Origin of the sequence: Virgibacillus alimentarius, from assembly GCF_017874635.1 — a bacterium.
GTDB lineage: Bacteria > Bacillota > Bacilli > Bacillales > Amphibacillaceae > Virgibacillus_B > Virgibacillus_B alimentarius.
Genome location: NZ_JAGIKX010000008.1, coordinates 1 through 22,424, shown reverse-complemented (window position 1 = coordinate 22,424; position 22,424 = coordinate 1). Strand labels below are relative to the sequence as shown.

The window sequence follows — 22,424 nt, the reverse complement described above, 5'->3', positions numbered from 1 at the left end:
ACCCTCCTCCCTTTGACGTTCGTGCGTATTTATTTAAAGTGTTAGTTAAACATGATGATTCCATTCAAATTTACGCGCTAATTAAGCACCTTGATATAGCAAAGACTACCCACTTGGGTAGTCTTTCTTTTATTCTACTGTTTTCTTTTTCTTTCGTCTAGTCATTTTTTTGGTTAAATCATCAAACAACGTATAGACGACTGGAATAAGCAGCAATGTAAAGATACTGGATATTGTCAGTCCGAATATGATCGTAATCGCGAGTGGCTGCTGCATTTCAGCACCTTCACCTAGTGCCAAACCAAGCGGCACCATTGCTAATACGGTTGTTAATGTTGTCATTAATATCGGACGTAACCTGTTTGGTCCTGCTTTTAGGATTGCCTCGTACGTATTCATTCCCCGTCTCTTTAGAATATTAATATAATCGACGAGTACGATCGAGTTATTAACGACGATCCCCGCGAGCATAATAATTCCGATGAAGGCTGGTATGCTCAGCGGTAAGTCGGTAACGAACAAGCCAACCATGACACCGACTACCGTTGCAGGCATTGAGAACATAATGATGAATGGGAATAAGAAGTTCTCAAATTGAATGGCCATCACAGCGTATACGAGGAAAATCGAGAACACCAACGCTAAGGCTAAGTCCGTGAATGATTCTGTCATATCCTCTGCTTGCCCGCCTATTTGATAGCTGTATCCTTCTGGAAAATTCATTTGATCCAGTTCGGCCTCGACATCCCCTACAACACTCATCAAATCACGGTCGACGATATCGCTCGTCACGTTCATCTGCGGCTGCTGATTTTCCCGCAGTAATGTAACAGGACCTTGGATCTCTTTTAAATTCGCAATTTCTCTTAAAGGGATGCTTGCTCCAGATTGCGATTGAATGTTCATCCCTTCTAAATCATTGATACTGCTTCGTTCACCTTCCGGATAAAGAAGTGTTACATCCATCTCTTCCCCTTCTTCGCGATACTGTGTTGCCAGCTGACCGGTGAATTGAAGCTGAATTTGATTTGTAATTTGTTCTTCCGTTAAACCATATTCTGCTGCTTTGTCCTCATCAATTTCAATTGTCATTTGCGGAACACCTTCAGATGCCGCTGACTCAGGATTATAAACACCTTTTACTTTGGAAATGTTTGTGACAATTTGATCGGCAAGTTCGGTTAATACCTTATGATCCGTTCCTTTCAGCTGAATTTGGATGGGATCGCCCATTTCCATCCCGCTATCCATGGAACTAACCGTGATTTCAGCCCCTGGAATGGTCTGAAGGTCTTTATCCATCTCCTGCACAATTTCTTTTGTTGTTTTTTCTCTGTCTGAGGATGGGATAAGCTGCATCGTAAATGTTGCCTGATTCACGCTCGATCCCATTCCAAGATCATCCGTACCTACACTGGCAAAACTCATTTCAGTTGTTTCATCATATTTAGTTAATTTCTTATTTACCTTTTCGGTAATAGCTTCTGTATGTTCTAATGAGCTACCTGGTGCTGTTTCAACCCTAATTTCAATTTGCCCCTGGTCCGAAGCAGGAATAAATTCTGCACCGATAAATGGCGTTAATGCCAAGCTGGCGACAATTGCTATCAGTGTTCCACCTACCGTTGTTTTGCGGTGTTTCAGCACCCATTTTAAGACACGCTGATAGCCATTATTAACACGCCCAAGAAAACGGTCAAACCAATATCTTCTTCCCTGGTCTTTATCGATGACTTTCCGAAGCAGCTTCGATGAAAGCATCGGCACTAATGTTACCGCAACAACCAAGGATGTAATCAGTGAAAAGGAAACAGCCAGTGCAAGTGGTGTAAATAAATCCGACGCTATACCTTCCACGTAGATAATTGGTAAAAACACAACTAATGTTGTTGTCGTTGACGCAATAACAGCTGGTGCCAGTTCCGAAGCACCTTTTGTAGCTGATTCAAATAAGCTGTAGCCGCGTTGCCTGTAGGAATAGACATTTTCTAAAATAACAATCGAGCTGTCGACCATCATCCCTAGCCCCAAGGCCAATCCACCGAGCGTTAAGACGTTCAGTGTCTCGCCTGTAAAGTACATTAATGCAAAGGTAGCGATAATTGCAATTGGAATCGATAATCCAATAACAACCGTTGCACGTATACTCTTTAAGAATAGAAGCAATACAAAGACGGAAATAATGCCACCGATTAAAATGTTCTTCACAACGGAATCAATTGACATTTGAATGAATTCCGATGTATCGATGACGACATCTAAACTTACATCATCTGGCAGTTCTTTATTTAAATCTTCCATGCCGCTTCGGATATTCTTTGCAACGTCAACCGTATTGCCGTCTGTTTTTTTCATAATGGACAAGACCATTGATGATTTTCCATTCACAAGTACTTCGGATGATTTTTCTTTAAAAGTATCTTTTACTTCGGCAACATCTTCCACATGAATGGTTGACTCGGATTCTGTCTGAATAATCGTACGCTCAATATCTTCTAATGATTCAAATTCACCTGTCACTCTTAATTGAAGGTCCTGATTTCCTTTGTCAATTTGTCCGACGGATACAGATTTATTCGAACTGTTCAATGATTCGACGAGTGCTTGTGGGGAGACACCATACTGCTGTAGTTTTGCTTGGTCGAGAATTAATTGAATTTCTCGTTCTTTTGCTCCTTCAACTGTAACGGAAGCTACTCCTCCTTGCCGTTCAAAATAAGGAACAATTTGCTCATCCGCAATTTTTGTTAATGCTTCAGGCTCTTTTCCTGTCAGACCAATCCACATGACTGGCATTTGCTCCGGGCTAAATCGCATAATATTTGGATCCCCAGCCCGTTCTGGTAAAGCGCCTTTTATTTGATCTACTTTTTCTCTGACATCCAGTAGTGCTTGATCAAGATCAGTTCCATTTTTAAACATCATCAATACCAAGGACGCGCCTGATTGTGACTGTGATTGAACAGTCTCAATGCCTTCAACTGAACTGACCGAGGATTCAATTGGCCGGCTGATTAAGTTTTCAACTTCTTCCGGTGCTGCATCTTCATAGTTTGTAGCGACAACAGCAACTGGCAGATCAATCTTTGGGAAAAGATCAATAACCAGACTGCGGACAGATACAACGCCAAGTGCAATGACGGCAAGAACGATCATGATCACACCAACTGGTCGTTTAACTGATGTATTTACTAACTTCACCGCTTATTCCCCGCTTTCTTTCACAACGTTTACCTGATCGCCATCTGAAAGTGTTAGCTGGCCAGTTGTCACAACTTGATCGCCATCTTCTACTTTCCCTTCAATTGCTGTTTTATCTGATTGCGTTTCTTTTATGTTAACTTCCATTTTAACTGCTTTATCTTTTTTTATGACATAAATAAATGTTTCATCACTTGTTTCGACAATCGCTTCTGTCGGCAGAATGATTGCATCTTTGACACGTTTTTCTGGAATATGCACCTCAGCCACCGATCCAGGTAAAATGTCTAGATCTTCCTCTTCTAGTTCTGCTGCGACCGTATACATTCCCGTTTCATCCGGCATCGAATCAATAGATAGCACTTCTGCTTTGTATTTCTCACCATCAATCTCTGTGTTAAGCTTATCTTCTTTTTCTAGCAATTTTTGCATATCCGCAGTAACAGAAAAATTAATTTTCATCGTATCTGTATCAATGATGACAGCTAACGGCTCTTCATTTGAAACAATTTCCCCTTCACTAGCGTTTAAATTAGCCACTTTGCCCGATTCTTGTGCCTTGATTGTTTGACTTCCAGCAGGTGACTGAATCGTAGCGATTTTTTCATCTTTATCCACGTTATCCCCATTCTTTGCTTCTAAAGAATCTAGTTCACCAGGATTCTCGACCATGATCGGGGTCGAACTTCCAGGTTGGATACGCCCGTATACGGATTCTTCCATCGTAAGATCGCCTTTTTCCGCTTCAATCGTTTCAACCGATGTAACCCTATCCTCCTCTTTCGTCTTCGCTTCTTCCTCATTACATGCCGCTAAACTACTTACCAATAAAATGGCGACCATCCCCAGCAGTATTTTTTTCATTTGTTGCTCTCCTCTCAAATCAATTTTTTCATCGAATTAATCCAATAATTCTACGTTTAATCGTCTTGCTATCTCCTGACATTCATCTTTTAATCCATCTATCCGCACGAAATGGGCAAGCAGACCTTGGATTATGATTGTCTGTGGCTCTTCTTTACGCATTTCTTTTCGCAGTTCATCCCGCACTTCGTAAAGTTTTTCTACTTCCTCTCCTTGATGATATAAGTGATCTATCTTCGCTTCTAGATGAAATAAAACATCCTCTAACTCACTTTCAAGCAGAGACACCTCATATTTATATGGCAGCATTTCCTCTGTTATGAGTGCATCCTCTTTTCCTCTCATCATCCCGTAGACAATATCGTCCAGACGCTTCATCAAGAAACTCCCGATTCGCTCGGCACTTATGTCTATATGATCAATAACAATACATTTAAAATAACTGTGCATCAAACCTTCTAACTGAATAATGCTATCGACTAAGTAAGGTTTCATGTGCTCTCCGTAAATCGCATAAATACTTTGCTTCAGCCAATGAAAACTTCTTATATTTGTCTGTTTGATAAGATCGTCGGCACTTTTTCCCATCGAAATGTCTTCACGTAAATGCATGATGATAAAACCTTTATATTTAAATATGTATTCGGTTAATACCGTCATTTGTTTCGCTAATCTTTGTCTAGGAGGGATGTTTTCCAACCCTACCGCTTCCATTCGTTCAAATATTTGCTTCTGGAAATGCTCGATGGCAGATGCAATAAATGTTTCCTTTGAATGAAAGTAAAGGTAAAATCCTCCCTTCGATATACCTGCATCCGTTGCAATTTCCTGGATAGACGTTTGATGGTAGCCTTTCGTAGCGAATAATTTCACGCCCGATTCAATTAACTTTCGCTTTTTTTCATTCATTTTACCACCTGTTTTTAGCGTTCGTGACTGACCGGTCAGTCACTCCCCTCTATAAAATTAATAATCACTTACTTTTATCCTTCTATATCATACACGGATAGAACCCTATGTTGCAAGCAATATACTGTGATATTTCTGTGAATAAAAAGTCGTACGCCTGAGGTGACTGTATGAAAAAATTAATGATGACCGAATATCCAAGCTAGGCCAACCATAGGCATCAATTTGTGAATGCTTACCGAAATTAAAAACAGAAAAACCGTTTCCCAGTGGAACAGGAAACGGTAAACATTAACGGTATGTTTTATTAGTTTTCATTTACTCGACAAGATTGTCATCTTTATTGTCCTTATTGTCCGTGTCTTCATTCTCTAAATTATTCTCGCTGTCGGAATCTCTTTCCATCATGTTATCGTCTCTTTCCTGATCCATGTCATCATCTTGATCCGTACCTTGATCATTATCGTTCAAATTCGTATTATCGTCTTCTTGATCAAGTGGTGTCTCTTGATCCTCTTCCACCGGACCATTTTCATCATCTACTGGATCATTTTCATCACCCGCTGTACCACAGGCTGTCATTAAGGTTAAAGCAAACAGCGGAGTTCCCAGTCTTAATAACCACTTTTTACTCACGTTTATCCCTCCCTTCTTATGTATTCTCGCCCTTAGGTTTACCCATTTAAAAAAGGAAATACATGCAAATTTTCATTTCCGCATGAAATCGTTTCGTGTGATGCAGATGGGAGGAACTAGAAATACATACCAAAAAAGGGAATCGAAGTCTAATCTTATTCCCGTACAGGCCCTTCCCAGTTATGTTAAAATTATTTTAACAATCTACTTAGAAAAGGTGATGGAAAATGGATCATCCAATTAAGCTAACAGCATTATCATCCAAAGGAGGATGCGGCTGTAAAATAGGGCCTCAAGACCTCAAGGAAGTATTACATACATTGCCGCCTGCTGCCCTAAACCCAGATTTACTTGTTGGACTTGATACGAGTGATGACGCTGGCGTGTACCGATTAAATGCGAATACCGCTCTCGTTCAGACGGTAGACTTTTTCACGCCGATCGTTAATCATCCGTACGATTTCGGGCAAGTAGCAGCAGCAAATGCCATAAGTGATGTCTACGCAATGGGCGGAAAGCCAATTACTGCGCTGAATATCGTTGCTTTCCCCATCTCCACGCTTGATAAACAAATCCTTGCTGACATCCTTCGTGGTGCTGGCGATAAATTGAAAGAAGCGAATGTAACGCTTGTCGGCGGTCATTCGATTGACGATCAAGAGCCAAAATTCGGACTTGCCGTCACAGGTGTTGTTCACCCGGATAAAGTAAAAACAAATGCAGGTGCCAAGCCTGGAGATAAATTGATATTGACAAAGCCAATCGGGGTCGGGATTTTAACTTCCTCGCTTAAAAAAGATTTGCTTGCTGAGGACGAAATCAAACGTGTTACAAATGTGATGACAACCTTAAACAAAACAGCCTCTGAAACCATGGAGAGCTATAATGTCCATGCTTCCACAGATGTAACTGGTTTCGGCCTGCTTGGTCATGCATCTGAAATGGCTGCTGGCAGTGATGTTGGATTAACCATTTATCACAAACAAGTACCAATCTTGCCACGTGTCAAGGAACTGGCAACATCCGGAGCTGTACCTGGCGGATCAAAAAATAACTTTGCTCATTTAAAAGACATCGTTACCTATCCAGCGAACATGGATCAAGTCGATAAATGGATTTTATGTGATGCAGTTACATCTGGTGGTCTCCTTATCGCTGTTCACGAAGATGATGCAGAACCAATGCTTTCGGACTTACAAGATAAAGGGGTGGAGGCAAGGATGATCGGAGAAATTACAGCTGAATATCAAGGTAAAATTATCGTTGAATAGTTGAAGAGGTGTTTGAAAATGTTCGAAAATATTGCGCTACAAGATTTATTCGATCTTCAGGCAAAAGAAAAACATACACTGATTGATGTACGCTCACCAAAAGAATTCCAAGAGACAACTATCCCTGGTAGCATAAACATTCCTATCTTCACAAATGAAGAAAGGGCTGAGGTTGGAACGCTCTATAAAAAGGTCAGCAAAGAGGCTGCAAAAAAACGGGGGCTGGAAATATTCTCCAAAAAACTGCCTGATTTTATCGATTCATTTAAACAAATTGATACATCGATGACCGTTTTCTGCTGGCGCGGAGGCATGCGAAGTAAAACCGCTGCAACGGTGCTTGATCTCATGGGAATACACGTCAATCGTTTAGAAGGCGGAATACGTTCTTACCGAAAATGGGTCATCCACGTATTAGGCAAGCAAGATTTCCGTCCCGAACTTTTCGTCCTTAATGGATATACAGGAACCGGAAAAACAGCTTTATTAAAAAAGCTAAAACAAAATGGATATCCAGTCATGGACCTTGAAGGGATGGCCGGACATCGTGGATCTATTTTTGGCCATATTGGACGCGAGCCTAGTAATCAGAAAAACTTTGACTCAGCACTGGTCCAGACTATTCTCCGCTATCAGGATGAACCTTTTGTGTTAACGGAGGGGGAAAGTAAACGGATTGGAAAAGTACTTCTCCCTGACTTTCTTTATCAGAAAAAAGAAGCTGGATTCCAGATTTTTATTAACCTTCCATTGAATGAAAGAATTAAAATTATTTTAGATGATTACCAGCCCTGGAGTGATCCCGAAACATTCCTTGAGGCTTTTCGTATTATTAAAAAACATATTCACACACCTGTGGCCAAACAAATCGATAAAGATTTACAAAACGAAAACTACCCCAATGCCATTGGATTGTTATTAAAATATTATTATGATCCGAGATATGAATATGCTATTGGAAATTATCCGGATGACAAAAAATGGCTGATCGATGTCAACCATATCGATGAAGCATATGAAAAGATACTCCAGCGCGTAAAATATCCTGTATCCACTTCCTAAATTGAAAAAAGAAATGTGCCTAAACGTAGGAGGCTTGGATGAAATCCAGGCCTCCTACGTTTATTCCTAATACATCTCACTTGAGATTGATTTTCGATTGTAAGTGTTCTGCCCTCGCTTGGTCAGTTATCGGCTTTATAAAGGATGGAAACGGTGCGGCTTAGCTCAAAAGGCTGTATTCCTTTTTGATAACTACTGAATTGCAAACATTATTTCAGCTTCACACGCTTTTTCGCCATCAACCGTAGCAATTCCTCTTCCTTTTCCGATGCTTCCTTTAACTCTTGTAATTTCAACTTCTAGCTGTAGCTGGTCACCGGGTTTGACTTGGCGTTTAAAACGACATTTATCCACGCCGGCTAAAAATCCAATCTTTCCTTGATTTTGCTCCATATGTAACACAGCAATAGCACCTGTTTGCGCAAGCGCTTCAAGAATTAATACCCCAGGCATTACGGGATACTCGGGAAAATGGCCCTGGAAAAACGGCTCATTTGCTGTAACGTTTTTTAAACCGACGACACGTTTCCCTTCCTCCATCTCTGTTACCTTATCAACTAATAAAAATGGATAGCGATGGGGAATCGTAGCTTTTATTTCTTGACTGTCCATAAATTTTCTCTCCTTTTCCCAGATGGATATAAACATGCTCCTCCCATTATAGCAAATGGAAGTTTCATTTTAAGCAAAATAAGGTAATCGAACTTTAGACCGCTTTTTCACCATGTATGCAACGTAAAAAGCGAGGAAATAATAGAATACACGAATGCTAAGGATCTTTACTTATGAAAAGGAGGATCAGCATGCTCTGGACGATCTTTATCATCCTATTAATTTTGTGGGTGTTCGGTTTCCTCTTTAAAATTGCTGGAGGTCTTATTCATCTTTTACTAGTCATTGCACTGATCATTTTCATTATCCGTTTTACCCACGAAAGAGATCCATAAACTTCTCTATGATGGATTTTAAAAAAGACGCTCCCATAAAAGGAATCGCCTTTTTTACTTTGCTTTTTTTACAATATCAACGATATGCTGCCATGTTTCCTTTTTTAAGATATCAAGCGGAGCACCATCACCAATAACTCCATAGCCAATCATTAGGCCTGCAGCAAGGGCTATTGCACATAGAACGAGAACAATAATAATCCGCAGCCAAATCGGCAGTATTCGGCGCTTCAGCAGCCTTGCTTGCTTTCTTTCTTGCTTTCTTTCTTGCTTACGCTTCTGCTTTTGCTGCTTGCGCGTCACTACCTCTGCATTTTCTTCTGTGCTAGTCTGCTGGTTATTGTTTACAGCCTCTTCACGCTGCATTTTTGGTTCTTCATGTTCTTCTTTTGACCGCTCTTTTGTGGCAGTTTGTTCAGATTGGTTAGACATGGTTTGTTTCTCCTTAATTCCCAAAGAATTCTCTCTATCTTAACTGGTTAATTAATCCTGACATTTGATCACTCATGGAAATTGTTCTTGCATTCAATTGATAAGAACGTTGCGCCATAAGCAAATCGGACATTTGCTTTGACATATCAACATTGGAATTTTCTAATGCATTGCTTTTTAAAACAGACACATTTGCCTCTTGAGGCGATATGATTTCATCGATGTTATCCTGATTTTGCCCAGCTGCCAGACGAAAGGTATTGCCTCCAGCAGCTTCCAGCAATTGAGGGCGAGCTGCTTCTACAACAGCGATGCGTCCGACTTGTTCTGTTTGATTTCCCCGTTTTAGAATAATGTCCCCAGTTGATTGAATCGTTATCGCATCAAATTCCTTATCAAATACAATTGGTCCATTTTCCCCAAGTACCGGATCTCCTGTTTTCGTTGTCAGCATAACATCCTGATTATGATTAACAGGATTCAAATAAAAAGCGCCATCACGGGTAAATCTTGTTTCAGATGTCCCATTTTCATTCACTTGAATGGGAAACAAATGATTCGCTTTCAGTAGAGCAGTATCTAGGACTCGATCCGTTTCCATAATAGACCCAGGCGTATTATTATTATTGATCGCGCCAAGTTTTGCGCCTGAACCTATTCGCAGGCCTTCTTGTGTCAGACGTCCTTCACGATTGGCCGGGGCAGTCATATGATCGATTTGCTGAAACAGCAAAGAGGAAAAATTTGCATCACGGCTTTTATAGCCGGTCGTTTCACTATTCGCCAAATTATTTCCGATGATATCGATTTTTTTCTGTAGCTGATTCATTGTCACTGCTGCTCGAAACATTCCTATCAAAATCCCCCTTAGCCTAAGCGCCCAATTTCACTTACTGCTTTTCCCATATTTTCATCGTATGCTTTTAATACACGTTGATTTGTTTCAAACATTCGGTAGGATTCCATCATTTGGGTCATTGCTTGTAGCTCATCCACATTCGAACGTTCAAGTACTCCCTGCCGCACACGAAATCTAGCCTCAGCAGGAACTTCCCCAGCATCTCCACGAAATAGATTATTTCCTTCTTTAGTAAGCTCATTTACGTCCGGCACGTAGGCAATTCCAAGCCTTTGTCCATCAGCCTCAAGCTCTCCATCCGCTGCAACAGTAAAATCCGACCCATTCGTTTGAATGCGATTCAGAGATTCGTCTAATACATCATACCCTTCGTTCGTAACAAGGAAACCTTGTGCATCAACAGTAAAATTCCCATTTCTTGTATAACGCTGTTCTCCCGCCTCATTTTGTACAGTGAAAAAAAGACTGCCCGTTTCGTCCGGTACATCACTTTGAATAATTGCCAGATCTGTTGCTGTTTGTGTCTCCTTCAAATCACCTTGATGATGATTTGGAACCATTTCCTGTACATAAACACCGGTATGTAAAGAACCGATTGGCTTTTGCTGACGCAGCTTCGCACTATTTTTTGCCGGGATATTTTTACTTCCCATTTGCTGCATGAATAGCTCAGGAAAAGCACGTGATGAGGATTGATCCGCCTTAAAACCAGGTGTATTTGCATTGGCAATATTATTCGATAATGCCTCCTGATGCCGTTGCTGCGTGATCATTCCACTTGCAGCTGTATAAAAACCTCTTAACATCCATTTATCCCCCTTCATAGGTAAAGGCTACGATCCCCTATTCCAAGGGTTTTCGCCCGCCTATAAGGTTACATAATTCTTTTTCGTTCAATTTTATCAATGTTTTCTAACATAATACCAGTTCCTGTAGCAACACAATTCATTGGCTCTTCCGCTATAAATACTGGGACTTTTAATTCTTCATTCAATAATTGATCGATTCCGTGAATCAATGCGCCACCGCCTGTGAGAATAACACCTCGGTCAATAATGTCCGCAGATAATTCTGGTGGTGTTTTTTCCAGCACCGATCTTGCAGCCTGTGTAATTAAGGATGCTGATTCATGCAACGCTTCTTCAATTTCAGCAGAATACACAGTAATCGTACGCGGCAATCCGCTTACCATATCACGCCCGCGAATTTCAAGACTTTCATCCCGCGCCCCCTTGAATACCGTCGCTACATTCTTTTTAATTTCTTCAGCAGTTCGCTCACCGATTAATAATTTATATTGCTTCTTAATGTACTGCATGATCTCGATATCAAATTTATCCCCGGCCATTTTGATGGATTCCGCTGTCACGATATCCCCCATCGACAATACCGCTACATCTGTTGTTCCTCCACCAATATCAATGACCATATTCCCGCTCGGCTGGAAAATTTCCATGCCAGCTCCAATTGCAGCCACTTTCGGCTCTTCTTCCAAATACACTTTTTTCCCGCCTGATTTCTCAGCCGCTTCCTTAATCGCCTTTTGCTCCACCATTGTAATATTTGTTGGGCAACAAATCAGCATTCTTGGCTTTGAAAGAAATCCGCGAACATTGATTTTATTTATAAAATGCTTTAACATTGCTTCTGTTATATCAAAGTCAGCAATCACTCCATCCTTAAGGGGACGGATCGCTTCAATATTTCCTGGTGTACGCCCAACCATGCGCCATGCCGACTCGCCCACTTCAAGCACTTTTCCAGTAACGCGATCCATGGCGACAACAGCTGGCTCATTTAAAACAATTCCTTTGCCTTTAACATGAATTAAAACGTTGGCAGTCCCAAGGTCAATTCCAATATCTCTCGAAAACATCGTTCAAGGTCCTCCTTGCTCCAATTGCTATCTCGCATCTATAAAAGAACAAAATGCTACTAACATAATATTTTACCACAAAAATCTACAATTAACTGTAAAAAAGGTAAAATCTAAATGTAATTTTTAAGGAAAACAATCCAAACAGACCAGCACGATAAAACATGTGTTATTCTAGTCAGATTCAAAGGGTTATGATCCGCCGGTTGATTCACGCGCGAGTCCGGACGATATTTCAATTCCTAAGTTCATACGATACTTAACTGCAGTCATTTTCTAAATATTTTGTCGCAACATCGTTAGAAATAAGGTATAATATTCTTTAAAAATAAAGGTGTGATTATTTTGATTGTAAAACAAAGGAAAAAGCCGCACATTATTTTGGCATATGAAGCTCTATTTAGGAGACTAAAAGAGAGATACAGGCAAAATGAAGTGATAAACGAATCCTACCAGAAGTTTAATGCGGGATACCGCGGCGAAAAAAATGTGGACTACCAAATCTCCCTCTACCCTCACGAAAATTTTTTTATCTTTCATGATCTACGTTTAGGAATCCATTCTCACTACTTCCAGCTGGATACATTAATTCTCACAAGAAATTTTATTTGTATTTTAGAAATTAAAAATCTAAAAGGGAAACTAAATTATGATACTGAGCAGCAACAATTAACACAGGAAACTGATGGTAAAATCATTAGATATAAAGATCCCATTCAACAGGTTGAACTACAAAAGAGGAATTTGGAATTCTGGTTACATCGAAACCGTTATTTTAATCTTCCTATTGAAACGCTTGTTATCATGAGTAACCCTTCTACCATCATAACGAACATTCATAAAGATCCTACATTTTTTAATAAATGGATACACGCGGAAAGCATACATTTTTTCTTAGATAATTTAGAGTCTAAGTATACAAATGTAGTTTTGAATAAAGATCAGCTAAAAAAGTTAAACCATCTGCTTTTAAAAGGAAACACGCCACTCACTCCTAATTTATTTGAAAAATATAATATTTCCAACCGACATCTCATTGATGGCATCCCATGTCCGCAGTGCAATTATTATCCAATGGTGCGCCAGTATAAAAAATGGTCGTGTCCGAAGTGTGCCAATCAGGATTCTAAGGCTCATGAACGAGCCATTTTAGATTATTTCCTTCTGTATAAGGATACTATCACAAATAAAGAGTGCCGAAACTTACTTCAATTGGCATCCCCCCGAAGCGCATATAACATTTTAAAATCAATGGAGCTCAAACAAACCGGCAAGAACAAGGCAAGAAAATACCACGCTCCGATAGACTTTCCAATGGATTCCGTTTTTCCCTTGAAATACAAATCTATACTTGATTACTAGATGAAAACAAAAAGTCATAAAATATGCCATGGGCCAGTTCCCTTTCGCTACACAGAATATGTTTGCTCATTTGACGTTTTCTACTTGATGTTCGCACTTTCTGTTGATTCGGACGCCACTCCAGTCGATTCGCGTGATCCTCCGGTTGATTCACTCGTTCTTCCAGTTGATATTTCCTCAATCCGGTCGATTCCGCGACACTCCGGTTGATATCTCCCCAGTCCGGTTGATTCACTCGACACTCCGGTTGATATCTCCTCTGTCCGGTTGATTCCGCGACACTCCGGTTGATATCTCCTCTGTCCGGTTGATTCACTCGACACTCCGGTTGATATTTCCCCTGTCCGGTTGATTCACTCGACACTCCGGTTGATATTTCCTCTGTCCGGTCGATTCCGCGACACTCCGGTTGATATTTCCCCTGTCCGGTTGATTCACTCGACACTCCGGTTGATATCTCCTCTGTCCGGTCGATTCCGCGACACGCCAGTCGATATCTTCTCAAATCCGGTTGGTCTGCATGCGCTTTTTTCTCCTCACTAGCTGCGACAAGCAATCCTCAGGCTGCGTATGATTGCAAACTTAAAACCCAACCAAATGAGTCGTTGGGTTCTTAAGTTTGTACAACAAGCTATTCACTTTGTGTTCTTGTACACCTCCTCCTCCCTATTATTTAGCCAACTGGATTTGTAGGTTTTTCATCGGGGAAGTCTACTCGATATTTTTTTCTTGTGGCTTCTCCTCCCCGAAGATGTCGAATGGATTTGTGGTAATTCAGTACTTCTTTTACTTGATTCGCTAATTTTGGGTTTATTTCGGGCAATCGTTCTGTTAAATCTTTGTGGACTGTACTTTTGGAGACCCCAAATTCTTTCGCAATCACTCGGACTGTTTTTTTCGTCTCCACGACATAATTTCCTATCCTGATTGTCCTTTCTTTGATGTAATCATGCACACCGTTCGCCTCCCTATGTTGGATATTTCCGAGGTGTGGGTTCTGAGACAAGGTGTAAATTCAATCGTGGCCTGCTTGACTACTAGAAATTTTCAATGTGCCATTTTGTAAACGACCCGTTTAGTAATAATCCTATGTTCCCTTAAAAATAAAGAATATTTCGATATTTTTATATGTATTGGTTGTCACTTAAATACTTCCTTTAAATGCCACACAAGCTCTCACCTCAGACTTTATTGATTGGCTTGGTTTATAACATTTTATTACAGAACAGTGTCGTTTATGCTTAAAATTACATCTTTAAAAAAGAGGACAAGAAGTATTTAACCTACCCCTTGTCTACTGTTAACCGACTCCTACATCTTTTAACGCCCGTAAAGGTAGCCGGCTGAAGAAATAATTACTTTCCTTCTCGATAAAATAATTATAAGATTTATAAAGCATATGTTTATCTTCCGTCGCCACCCCCATATAATAAAGCGTAAATGGATTATCCATGGATAAATTCCTTAATAACTCGACAGCCTTTGAATAATTTCCCTTTGCAATTTCAATATGTGCCTGTTCACTTTTTTCGACAGAGGATATGCCATAGGTCTTTTTGAAATGTGCACATAAAAAAGGAATGTTTTGCTGTTCAATAATATGAATAAGGTTGTGCAATTTATTTTTCTTTGCTATTTTCAGAGCTTTTGTCAGGTGAAACTTCCCTTGCGTAAAATGATCAAAAATATAGGATAAGCCGAGATTATTATGTAGACTAGCAATAATTTTTTCATTGTTGGTTTTCGTTAAAGCGCGGTATGCATACTTTCTCGCGATGATTAATTCATTTCGTATCCAATAATAGATAAATAAACTTTGGTGAAGCCGTAATTTAAAATAAGAAAGGATGAAATCATCCTCGATTGCTTCAAATAAATATGGCTGCTCTACTAAAAAACTTCCAACTTCCTCATAATCACGCAAGGAAAAATAAATATAAATTCTTGTAAATTCCACGAGGCATTTAATTTCAGCCTCATTTGAATGAATATACTGCAGCCTCTCTAGTAAATTTTGTGGGGAATCTTTTTTGAGACAACAATCGACCATAATTTGATAAATAGCACCCCAAGTTTTATTGGATGTGTGCATCGATTCCAGATTTTTTTTGATTAGAAGTTGTAATTCTTCATAGTACCCATTCATGTATAAAAATTCGAGGCCTTTTTTCTGAATAACTTCTGAAGTAGAATTTAAAATATAATCCCGTGTCAAATCCAAAGCAGTCCGATTATCATGTTGATAGGATAAAAAGTACTGAATTTCTCCCAGTGACAGACCAGTGTTATCTTCTATGAAATGAATCGATTTCTGCATTACGTTAAGCTCCTCCCGCATTTATAGAATAGATCATCATATTTATTTCCTGGATTTTTTCGAATATTTTTTCCATTATTATCGTAACACAGATACAACGTAAAATTTAGAAATATCGTTCGACATCTTTTGCAATAGATGGTAAAAATGAATATTAATTCAGTCGTAGCAAATAGTATAGCCCTAGTAGTTTTACTAGGGCCACTGTCACGATTAGGCACTTGCAGATGAAGCGGATGAATCAGTGGTTTCATCTGTTTGTTCCTTATCCTCGACGTCTTGTTCGTCTTCCTGTTTTTCATTTTTTTGTTCATCAACAACTTCTTCGTCTTGCTCTTCATTTCCTTCGTTATCAAGTTCATCTTGTTCAGGATCTACTTCAATATCTTCGGAATCCTCGCCATCTTGTTCTTCTGTTGAATCCGTACCTTCTTCGACTGCATTAGCGTCTTCTTCCGTTGCTTCTGCATCTTCTTTCTCCGTTGCTGACTCATCTTCCTCTTCTTTTGCATCTTCTTTAACTTCTTCTGCTTTGATTCCGTCTAATTTGCTAACAGGCTGATTAAAGTACTCTTCTGGGTTTACTTCAATATCATTTTTTCTTAATTCGAAATGAACATGTGTCCCATTGTCTTTTCCGAACAAGTTCTTCCCAGCTGTACCAAGCTTATCTCCTTGCTCTACTTCCGAATCTGCCTTTACATCTACTTCACCAAGACTTGCATAATAAGTTACTACATCGTCACCGTGATCCAAAACAACTACATTCCCAAGCAGTGGATCCTCTTTTACCTCTGTTACCGTTCCGCTTAATGAAGCGACTACATCAAAAGGCTCATCATCTGCTGCTGCAATGTCAATACCTGTACTTTGATAGTAGCGGTTGTTGTAGAGGACCAATCCATCTTCTTGCTCTTTTTGCTCTGCGTTGTAGTCATAAAATTTAGTTACGATTTCTGCTTGATCCTGGTTTTCTACCGGCATTCCTATCACTTCTTGTTGATCTAAAACTGCTTCTGCGTCTTCGTCAAATTCACTTGATTCGAAATCATCCGTCATTTCGGAATCATTTTGTGCATCTGGGTCTTGATTATTCGTATTTTGGTACCAGACCACAACCGACAATAAGAGCGCAGCAATCGTCAAATATACTGCCGGGAAAAACCACTTCTTACGAAATATACGGCTCCATTTATTTTTTGAAGCACTGTTGTTTTCCTCTTTCATAGATCATCACCTCAACAACCATTCTGATCAGAAAAAGGAAAAACTATACATCGAAAAATAAAAATTTCCGGATTTTATGTGTTTTATTGAAAAAGTAGGGGAAAGTAAGAAATTGACCTAAAAAAATCATCTAACAAGATAACCTTGATCTTATTAGATGATCCGAATTTTTTATTTTGCTACAAGCGTTGGAGCTGTTTCTGTAATCTTATTGATCTCAATATCCTGATAATAGTATTTCACGATATCATCATACTTCTTCCCTTCTTTTGCCATTCCGTTTGCCCCGTACTGACTCATCCCAACACCATGGCCAAATCCTTTCGTTGTAAAAATAAGATGGTTATTTTTTTGCTCTATGGAAAAATCACTCGATCTTAAATTTAGTTTCTCCCGTACATCTCTTCCCGAAAACGTTTGATCTGCAAGTTTTAGTTCTTCCACCCGATTACTCTCCGTTCGATTTAACTCTGTAGGTACTTTTGTGTTCTTTGGCAGCTGTATATTCAATGCTTCTTCTACCTCATTGATGGGAAATATTTGTTGTTCTAGAAATTTCGGTGAGTTCTTATCCCAACCGCTTTTTACACTTCTGAGGTAGGGAAGTTCATTATCCCAGTAATCCTCCGAATTCTCTGTATATCCATTACTTGTGGAGAAAAATGCCGGAGTAATAGGGGAATTGTCATATGTTAATATTTCACCTTTTGTAGCTGCTACAGCTTTCTTTACTTTATCCATTTTTTGATTATAGTCTTTTCCCCATTGTTTTTGTAAATCTGCCTCACTTTTATACACCTGATGTTGCACTGTATCTGTTACTTCCGCATCCGGAGTCCCCTGATGCAGGAGGTGATTCACTATAAATGTTCTTGCCGCAAGCGATTGTGCTTTGAGAGCTTCCAGTTCAAATTCAGCTGGCATTTCGGACGCTACAACACCTGCAACATAATCTTCCAGCGAAACATCTTCCACTTTTTCTGTATCTGCTCGTTTGACAGCAACTGTAAATGCAGAGTCTTTTGCAATTTCCGCTGCCGAGTCCGACTCTGCCTCAGGTTGTTTCTTATTCGCTTCATTAGCTGGTTTCGCTGATGACTCATTTGTATGATCATCACCAAAAGGAACGACAACTAAACTTGGGATAACCAAAATAATCATCATTAAACTTGATAAAGCCAGAATGCTAAGAAGTTTCCATGCTGATATTGGTTTTTTAAACTGTTTCCATTTTTTCTGCTTCCAGTATAAACTGGGAATAGGTCGATTAAATTGTTTGGTTGTGTTTTTCTTATGCCTTAACGCATCGATGGCATGTCGTTTCTTGCGCTTCTTTTTTCTCCATGCTTTAGGCATAGCAGTCTTGTAGGTGTATTTGCGATTTTTCATGGCAGTCCTCCTTGCAATCTAATTTCTCTAGCATTCCTACTATTAAATATATACAGGGAGGAAAAACAATAGAACTAAATATAATAATTTCTGACGTTTTATATTAAAAACGAACTTATTTCACTCCCGCACGAATACAGAGTGATTTGCTCGCTGTTTGAATTGTTGCATCTGCGCCTAACGGTACTGAAAAGTGCGGAAAACAATGACCGATTTTAAAGCCATTGACCACTGGACAAGGAAGGTTTCCGAGATAATCCTGAAATACTTGTTTTAATGAGAGGGAAGGCTCTTGTTTTGGTTCGGCTTTTGCAAAATCACCGATTAGAATGCCCGCTGCCTCATCCAGCTTCCCTGCCAGTTTCAATTGGTTAAGCATTGCATCTACACGGTAAGGCTCTTCATTAATATCCTCTAGGATAAGCAACTTGCTCTCTGTATCTATTTCATAAGGGGTTCCTAAGGTACTGACAAGTAATGTTAGGTTACCTCCCGTCAATTTTCCGGAAGCTTCCCCAGCGACGATCGTTTGCAGTTTTCCAATTGCATTAGGGTACTGGAGCTTTGTTGGTTCAAATAACTGGCTAAACATACAAGCTGAAAACTTATCAAATCCATTTTTTGCAATATCTGAAGCTAGCATTGGGCCATGAAATGTTACAAGATCAGTCTTTTTTTGAATGGCTGTATGTAAATAGGTAATATCACTATAACCCCAAATAATTTTAGGATTATCTTTTATTAAATCATAGTCCACTTGCTCGACAATTCGCCCTGTCCCATATCCGCCACGGGCAAAAAAAATTGCTTTAATCCATGGGTTAACGATCATTTGATGAAAGTCATCAAGCCTTTCCTTATCCGTTCCACCTAAGTAACCATAGCCACAGTCTATGTGTTTGCCTAATTCTACACGGAGGCCCATTTTTTCAAAAAAAGGAACAGCCTTATACACCATCTCCAAGCTAGCAGAACTTGCCGGGGCAATGACACCTATCGTATCTCCTTTACATAAACGTTCCGGTCGAATCATGCATCATTCTCCTTTACAAAAGGCAAAGATTACCTTCTATCCATAGTTATGTATCTATGTCTGCAGATATGTACTGCCTATTTTAGACAAAAGAAAAAACAGATGAATGCCTATTTCATCTGTTTCTTTCTATTTCGGTCTATGACGTTTTTAAGATAACTCTGCGATCACTTTGTGAACGTTGTAATGCTTATTTTTCAGTTTTTCAACTGGTTTTACTACCTCTCCATTTTCGTCAACACGCTCAACATCTGCACCCAATGATGCTAGTTTTCCGGCAAAATCAACATATCCGCGATCCAGATGTTTTAATTGTGTCACACGTGTTGTCCCTTCTGCACGCAGTCCTGCCAAAATTAATGCTGCTGCAGCTCGAAGGTCTGTGGCAGCTACTTCTGCACCTTGCAGTTCACAAGGTCCTTCAATAATAACACTGCGGCCTTCTATCTTTAATTTTGCATTCATCCGGCGAAATTCCTCAACATGCATAAAACGGTTCTCAAATACTGTTTCCGTAATCACACTTGTTCCATGTGCGCATAACATTAAAGACATCATTTGTGATTGCATATCTGTCGGAAATCCTGGATGAGGCAACGTCTTAATATCTGTGGATGCTAATTTTTCAGGTCCAATGACTCGTATTCCGTCATTTTCCTCTTGCACGTTAACGTCCATTTCTTGCAGTTTGGAAATAACAGAGCGTAAATGCTCACTTTCTGCATTTTCTATCAAAACATTTCCACCAGTAATCGCAGCTGCAACCATAAATGTGCCTGCTTCAACTCGGTCAGGAATAATCGCATGTTCAACACCAGTTAACTTTTCGACCCCTTCAATACGGATCGTTTCTGTACCTGCTCCAACAATACGTGCACCCATTTTATTTAAATAATTAGCTAAATCGACAATTTCAGGTTCCTTTGCACAGTTTTCAAGAATTGTTTTTCCTTCTGCTAGAGCAGCAGCCATCATAATATTTTCAGTAGCGCCAACACTTGGCATATCCAAGTAAATTTTTGCTCCCTGCAGACGACCTTGCGTTTTCACTTCAACAAAGCCATTTCCAACATGCACTTCTGCCCCCATCGCTTCAAAGCCTTTTAAATGCAGATCAATTGGACGAGAACCAATTGCACATCCACCGGGCATTGCAACATTGGCATGACCATAACGTGCAAGTAAAGGGCCTAAGACCAATACAGATGCACGCATTTTTCGTACGTACTCAAATGGTGCTTCTGTCTTTAAATCTTTAGAAGCATCAACGGTCACTGTATTATTTTCAAAATGAACATTTGCATTTATATTACGTAAGACTTCATTAATCGTATAAACATCTGCCAAAACAGGAACATCTTTAATAACACTTTTGCCTTCACTAGCTAAGATACTTGCAGCAATGACAGGAAGCACTGCATTCTTAGCACCCTCAACCCTAACGGTGCCTTTGAGTTGTTGCCCGCCTCTTACGATGATTTTTTCCATGTTTTTAAATCTCCTTCAAGTCTAATCTCACTATATTAATATTCATTTATTAGGATAGGTGTGCCAATAGTGATATTAGAATCTCCATTTTGCTTATATTTTATTGCTATTTGTACATTCACAGGTGTGTCCATTACAGTAATTTTTTCTGACCATAATGATGTATACCCGTATATAAATTTTTTATTCACGGATTGATTCATTTTATCGTTTTGTGTCGAAACATATGTAAGACCAAGTTGTTCTACTATATTCGTTAATGTACGATCATTACCTATTATAGCATCTTCTTCAGTCGTCAGACAAGTAAATGTTTTGACGGAATTGGTAAAAAAATGTCTACGGATAAAATCACGCTTTTTTTGATAGTTATCTTCAATGGATTTGTTCCACTTCTCTCCTTTAATAATAGCAGTAAACTCAGCATCAAAACGATGTTCCTTTGGAAGAATACCAATATATATTACGGATAATCCAGCTGTTTTATGTGTGTCTTCTATTATATATTTGATCGCTTTATCATTTTCTTCGGTACGGACCCTATATTGATCCTTCATACCTTCCATAAGCTGGATTAAAGATTCCTGGGTTACCTTCTCTTTTTTCGTTACCTGCCACTCCTTAATTGATAGATCATGATGCATGATCAATGAAGCTAAAGTCTCAAATTCATCTTTGGACAGGTCATTATTGGCAGCAGATACGGTTGGTATAAATAAAAATAGAATAAGAATAAATACAATTTTTCGCATGAAAATTCCCCCTAAATCATACTTAAATCTAGTATGAACTTAAGGGGCTCTTAACATACTCAACAATGATGATATTTTCATAGAATACAAGGTTTGGTAAGTTGGATTAAAATAGATAAAGAAGGTCTTGAGACCATTGTAGAATATCAAGAAAGAATCGACTTACCCCTGTCCCAATTGTAATCGTGATAAAAATCAGCAGAACCCTTGCCTCTGTAACATGTCCTTTGCGAATTAACGGATCAACATTGATCGTTTGTACGACACGCCATGTTAAATAAATAAATATTAAATGGGATATCATACTTGTTATAGCTAACTGTCCGATTGAAAACATGTAAACCACCTTTTTCATATACTGAATGCATTGATGTACATTCTTTACTATAGTTACTTTGCCATTTAAACAAGTGAATGTCAATAAAGGGCTTTCTAAGATTTGCTTTCTCAACAGATCAACAAACCCGTTCATTCGGGAAAATATTTCATATTAGGAACATTTCCCGGGAAATATCGACGCAATCTGATCACAAAAGAATGAGGATTTTTCAGCTTTCTTATCTAAAAATAGAATAAAAAAGAGGCTGGGACATAACTAGCCCCAAATAAACAAAATCGGTTGTGTTTATCAATAAATGATAAACGCAACCGTTTTTTCTTTTGTTTTTATGTGAAAATGTTCCATTTTTATTGTTAATGGCGGTATACTTCCTTAAATTTACCGCCATTAACGCAAATCCCATTTCGTTATGCACCTTAGGTTTTCCTCGTACGGACATACGAGTGAAACCTAAATTAG

At 39.2% G+C, this 22,424-nt stretch carries 22 protein-coding genes and 1 pseudogene; 4 read left to right on the top strand and 19 right to left on the bottom strand.

Annotated elements, in window-relative coordinates; all coding sequences use genetic code 11:
• Positions 1-129 precede the first annotated feature (129 nt).
• The 4 genes from J2Z81_RS06680 to J2Z81_RS06665 all read right to left on the bottom strand — a co-directional run bounded on the left by J2Z81_RS06680 (position 130) and on the right by J2Z81_RS06665 (position 5,610).
• Positions 130-3,201 (bottom strand): efflux RND transporter permease subunit, encoded by a 3,072-nt coding sequence (locus tag J2Z81_RS06680; protein ID WP_226370955.1) that lies wholly within the window; start codon positions 3,199-3,201, stop codon positions 130-132.
• A 3-nt stretch (positions 3,202-3,204) separates the two neighbouring features.
• Positions 3,205-4,065: an efflux RND transporter periplasmic adaptor subunit gene (locus tag J2Z81_RS06675; protein WP_029269247.1), complete on the bottom strand. Its 861-nt coding sequence runs from the start codon at positions 4,063-4,065 to the stop codon at positions 3,205-3,207.
• Between the two features lie 36 nt (positions 4,066-4,101).
• Positions 4,102-4,974: a TetR/AcrR family transcriptional regulator gene (locus J2Z81_RS06670; protein WP_029269249.1), complete on the bottom strand. Its 873-nt coding sequence runs from the start codon at positions 4,972-4,974 to the stop codon at positions 4,102-4,104.
• A gap of 318 nt (positions 4,975-5,292) precedes the next feature.
• Positions 5,293-5,610 carry a hypothetical protein gene (locus J2Z81_RS06665; RefSeq protein ID WP_029269252.1) on the bottom strand — a complete coding sequence of 106 codons (318 nt, stop codon included), beginning with the start codon at positions 5,608-5,610 and terminating at the stop codon, positions 5,293-5,295.
• A 227-nt stretch (positions 5,611-5,837) separates the two neighbouring features.
• Between J2Z81_RS06665 and selD the strand changes: the two genes are divergently transcribed.
• Both selD and mnmH read left to right on the top strand, forming a co-directional pair.
• Positions 5,838-6,881, top strand: a complete 1,044-nt coding sequence (gene selD / locus J2Z81_RS06660) for a selenide, water dikinase SelD (protein WP_226370954.1) — start codon at positions 5,838-5,840, stop codon at positions 6,879-6,881.
• Positions 6,882-6,899: 18 nt separating this feature from the next.
• On the top strand, positions 6,900-7,943 hold the full coding sequence (gene mnmH, locus J2Z81_RS06655; RefSeq protein WP_226370953.1) for a tRNA 2-selenouridine(34) synthase MnmH: 1,044 nt from the start codon (positions 6,900-6,902) through the stop codon (positions 7,941-7,943).
• Positions 7,944-8,135: 192 nt separating this feature from the next.
• On the opposite strand, the gene fabZ is transcribed toward mnmH, so the two are convergent.
• Positions 8,136-8,555 carry a 3-hydroxyacyl-ACP dehydratase FabZ gene (gene fabZ / locus J2Z81_RS06650; protein WP_226370952.1) on the bottom strand — a complete coding sequence of 140 codons (420 nt, stop codon included), beginning with the start codon at positions 8,553-8,555 and terminating at the stop codon, positions 8,136-8,138.
• A 191-nt stretch (positions 8,556-8,746) separates the two neighbouring features.
• Here fabZ and J2Z81_RS06645 point away from each other — a divergent pair, with 191 nt between their 5' ends.
• Positions 8,747-8,890: a lmo0937 family membrane protein gene (locus tag J2Z81_RS06645; protein WP_156947720.1), complete on the top strand. Its 144-nt coding sequence runs from the start codon at positions 8,747-8,749 to the stop codon at positions 8,888-8,890.
• Between the two features lie 54 nt (positions 8,891-8,944).
• Here J2Z81_RS06645 and J2Z81_RS06640 read toward each other — a convergent pair whose 3' ends face one another.
• The 4 genes from J2Z81_RS06640 to mreB all read right to left on the bottom strand — a co-directional run bounded on the left by J2Z81_RS06640 (position 8,945) and on the right by mreB (position 12,057).
• A complete protein-coding gene (locus tag J2Z81_RS06640; protein ID WP_226374380.1) occupies positions 8,945-9,322 on the bottom strand; it encodes a DNA-directed RNA polymerase subunit beta in 378 nt (125 codons plus the stop codon).
• 34 nt (positions 9,323-9,356) lie between these two features.
• Positions 9,357-10,172 carry a flagellar hook-basal body protein gene (locus tag J2Z81_RS06635; RefSeq protein WP_226370951.1) on the bottom strand — a complete coding sequence of 272 codons (816 nt, stop codon included), beginning with the start codon at positions 10,170-10,172 and terminating at the stop codon, positions 9,357-9,359.
• A gap of 17 nt (positions 10,173-10,189) precedes the next feature.
• Positions 10,190-10,987 carry a flagellar hook-basal body protein gene (locus tag J2Z81_RS06630; protein ID WP_226370950.1) on the bottom strand — a complete coding sequence of 266 codons (798 nt, stop codon included), beginning with the start codon at positions 10,985-10,987 and terminating at the stop codon, positions 10,190-10,192.
• A gap of 68 nt (positions 10,988-11,055) precedes the next feature.
• On the bottom strand, positions 11,056-12,057 hold the full coding sequence (gene mreB, locus J2Z81_RS06625; RefSeq protein WP_029269266.1) for a rod shape-determining protein: 1,002 nt from the start codon (positions 12,055-12,057) through the stop codon (positions 11,056-11,058).
• Positions 12,058-12,402: 345 nt separating this feature from the next.
• On the opposite strand from mreB, the gene J2Z81_RS06620 reads away from it, so the two are divergent.
• On the top strand, positions 12,403-13,419 hold the full coding sequence (locus tag J2Z81_RS06620) for a nuclease-related domain-containing protein (protein WP_029269268.1): 1,017 nt from the start codon (positions 12,403-12,405) through the stop codon (positions 13,417-13,419).
• Here J2Z81_RS06620 and J2Z81_RS06615 read toward each other — a convergent pair.
• From J2Z81_RS06615 to J2Z81_RS06570, 10 genes and pseudogenes are all read right to left on the bottom strand, one after another.
• Positions 13,403-13,975, bottom strand: coding sequence for a hypothetical protein (locus J2Z81_RS06615; protein WP_226370949.1), 573 nt, complete (start codon positions 13,973-13,975; stop codon positions 13,403-13,405). The genes J2Z81_RS06620 and J2Z81_RS06615 overlap by 17 nt on opposite strands.
• A 117-nt stretch (positions 13,976-14,092) precedes the next feature.
• Positions 14,093-14,374, bottom strand: coding sequence for a sporulation transcriptional regulator SpoIIID (spoIIID, locus tag J2Z81_RS06610; protein ID WP_029269273.1), 282 nt, complete (start codon positions 14,372-14,374; stop codon positions 14,093-14,095).
• Positions 14,375-14,719: 345 nt separating this feature from the next.
• Positions 14,720-15,736: an AimR family lysis-lysogeny pheromone receptor gene (locus tag J2Z81_RS06605; protein WP_051681460.1), complete on the bottom strand. Its 1,017-nt coding sequence runs from the start codon at positions 15,734-15,736 to the stop codon at positions 14,720-14,722.
• 213 nt (positions 15,737-15,949) lie between these two features.
• A complete protein-coding gene (locus tag J2Z81_RS06600; protein WP_226370948.1) occupies positions 15,950-16,963 on the bottom strand; it encodes a peptidoglycan DD-metalloendopeptidase family protein in 1,014 nt (337 codons plus the stop codon).
• A gap of 171 nt (positions 16,964-17,134) precedes the next feature.
• Positions 17,135-18,352 carry a stage II sporulation protein D gene (gene spoIID, locus J2Z81_RS06595; protein ID WP_029269278.1) on the bottom strand — a complete coding sequence of 406 codons (1,218 nt, stop codon included), beginning with the start codon at positions 18,350-18,352 and terminating at the stop codon, positions 17,135-17,137.
• Between the two features lie 115 nt (positions 18,353-18,467).
• Positions 18,468-19,385 carry a S66 peptidase family protein gene (locus tag J2Z81_RS06590; protein ID WP_226370947.1) on the bottom strand — a complete coding sequence of 306 codons (918 nt, stop codon included), beginning with the start codon at positions 19,383-19,385 and terminating at the stop codon, positions 18,468-18,470.
• Positions 19,386-19,535: 150 nt separating this feature from the next.
• Complete coding sequence (murA, locus tag J2Z81_RS06585) at positions 19,536-20,873, bottom strand: UDP-N-acetylglucosamine 1-carboxyvinyltransferase (protein ID WP_029269283.1); 1,338 nt, start codon at positions 20,871-20,873, stop codon at positions 19,536-19,538.
• Between the two features lie 35 nt (positions 20,874-20,908).
• On the bottom strand, positions 20,909-21,625 hold the full coding sequence (locus J2Z81_RS06580; RefSeq protein ID WP_226370946.1) for a YwmB family TATA-box binding protein: 717 nt from the start codon (positions 21,623-21,625) through the stop codon (positions 20,909-20,911).
• A gap of 106 nt (positions 21,626-21,731) precedes the next feature.
• On the bottom strand, positions 21,732-21,962 hold the full coding sequence (locus J2Z81_RS06575; protein WP_029269287.1) for a DUF1146 family protein: 231 nt from the start codon (positions 21,960-21,962) through the stop codon (positions 21,732-21,734).
• 220 nt (positions 21,963-22,182) lie between these two features.
• A pseudogene (locus tag J2Z81_RS06570) lies at positions 22,183-22,424 on the bottom strand (IS5/IS1182 family transposase); the annotation flags it as partial.

Excerpts from the sequence above, each read along its gene's own strand:
- selD (WP_226370954.1), top strand. The coding sequence starts at position 5,838 with ATGGATCATCCAATTAAGCTAACAGCATTATCATCCAAAGGAGGATGC.
- J2Z81_RS06640 (WP_226374380.1), bottom strand. The coding sequence starts at position 9,322 with ATGTCTAACCAATCTGAACAAACTGCCACAAAAGAGCGGTCAAAAGAA.
- J2Z81_RS06575 (WP_029269287.1), bottom strand. The coding sequence starts at position 21,962 with ATGTTTTCAATCGGACAGTTAGCTATAACAAGTATGATATCCCATTTA.
- J2Z81_RS06600 (WP_226370948.1), bottom strand. The coding sequence starts at position 16,963 with ATGAAAGAGGAAAACAACAGTGCTTCAAAAAATAAATGGAGCCGTATA.
- fabZ (WP_226370952.1), bottom strand. The coding sequence starts at position 8,555 with ATGGACAGTCAAGAAATAAAAGCTACGATTCCCCATCGCTATCCATTT.
- J2Z81_RS06635 (WP_226370951.1), bottom strand. The coding sequence starts at position 10,172 with ATGTTTCGAGCAGCAGTGACAATGAATCAGCTACAGAAAAAAATCGAT.
- murA (WP_029269283.1), bottom strand. The coding sequence starts at position 20,873 with ATGGAAAAAATCATCGTAAGAGGCGGGCAACAACTCAAAGGCACCGTT.
- J2Z81_RS06590 (WP_226370947.1), bottom strand. The coding sequence starts at position 19,385 with ATGATTCGACCGGAACGTTTATGTAAAGGAGATACGATAGGTGTCATT.
- J2Z81_RS06630 (WP_226370950.1), bottom strand. The coding sequence starts at position 10,987 with ATGTTAAGAGGTTTTTATACAGCTGCAAGTGGAATGATCACGCAGCAA.
- spoIID (WP_029269278.1), bottom strand. The coding sequence starts at position 18,352 with ATGAAAAATCGCAAATACACCTACAAGACTGCTATGCCTAAAGCATGG.
- J2Z81_RS06675 (WP_029269247.1), bottom strand. The coding sequence starts at position 4,065 with ATGAAAAAAATACTGCTGGGGATGGTCGCCATTTTATTGGTAAGTAGT.
- J2Z81_RS06645 (WP_156947720.1), top strand. The coding sequence starts at position 8,747 with ATGCTCTGGACGATCTTTATCATCCTATTAATTTTGTGGGTGTTCGGT.
- J2Z81_RS06670 (WP_029269249.1), bottom strand. The coding sequence starts at position 4,974 with ATGAATGAAAAAAAGCGAAAGTTAATTGAATCGGGCGTGAAATTATTC.
- J2Z81_RS06580 (WP_226370946.1), bottom strand. The coding sequence starts at position 21,625 with ATGCGAAAAATTGTATTTATTCTTATTCTATTTTTATTTATACCAACC.
- J2Z81_RS06605 (WP_051681460.1), bottom strand. The coding sequence starts at position 15,736 with ATGCAGAAATCGATTCATTTCATAGAAGATAACACTGGTCTGTCACTG.
- mreB (WP_029269266.1), bottom strand. The coding sequence starts at position 12,057 with ATGTTTTCGAGAGATATTGGAATTGACCTTGGGACTGCCAACGTTTTA.
- mnmH (WP_226370953.1), top strand. The coding sequence starts at position 6,900 with ATGTTCGAAAATATTGCGCTACAAGATTTATTCGATCTTCAGGCAAAA.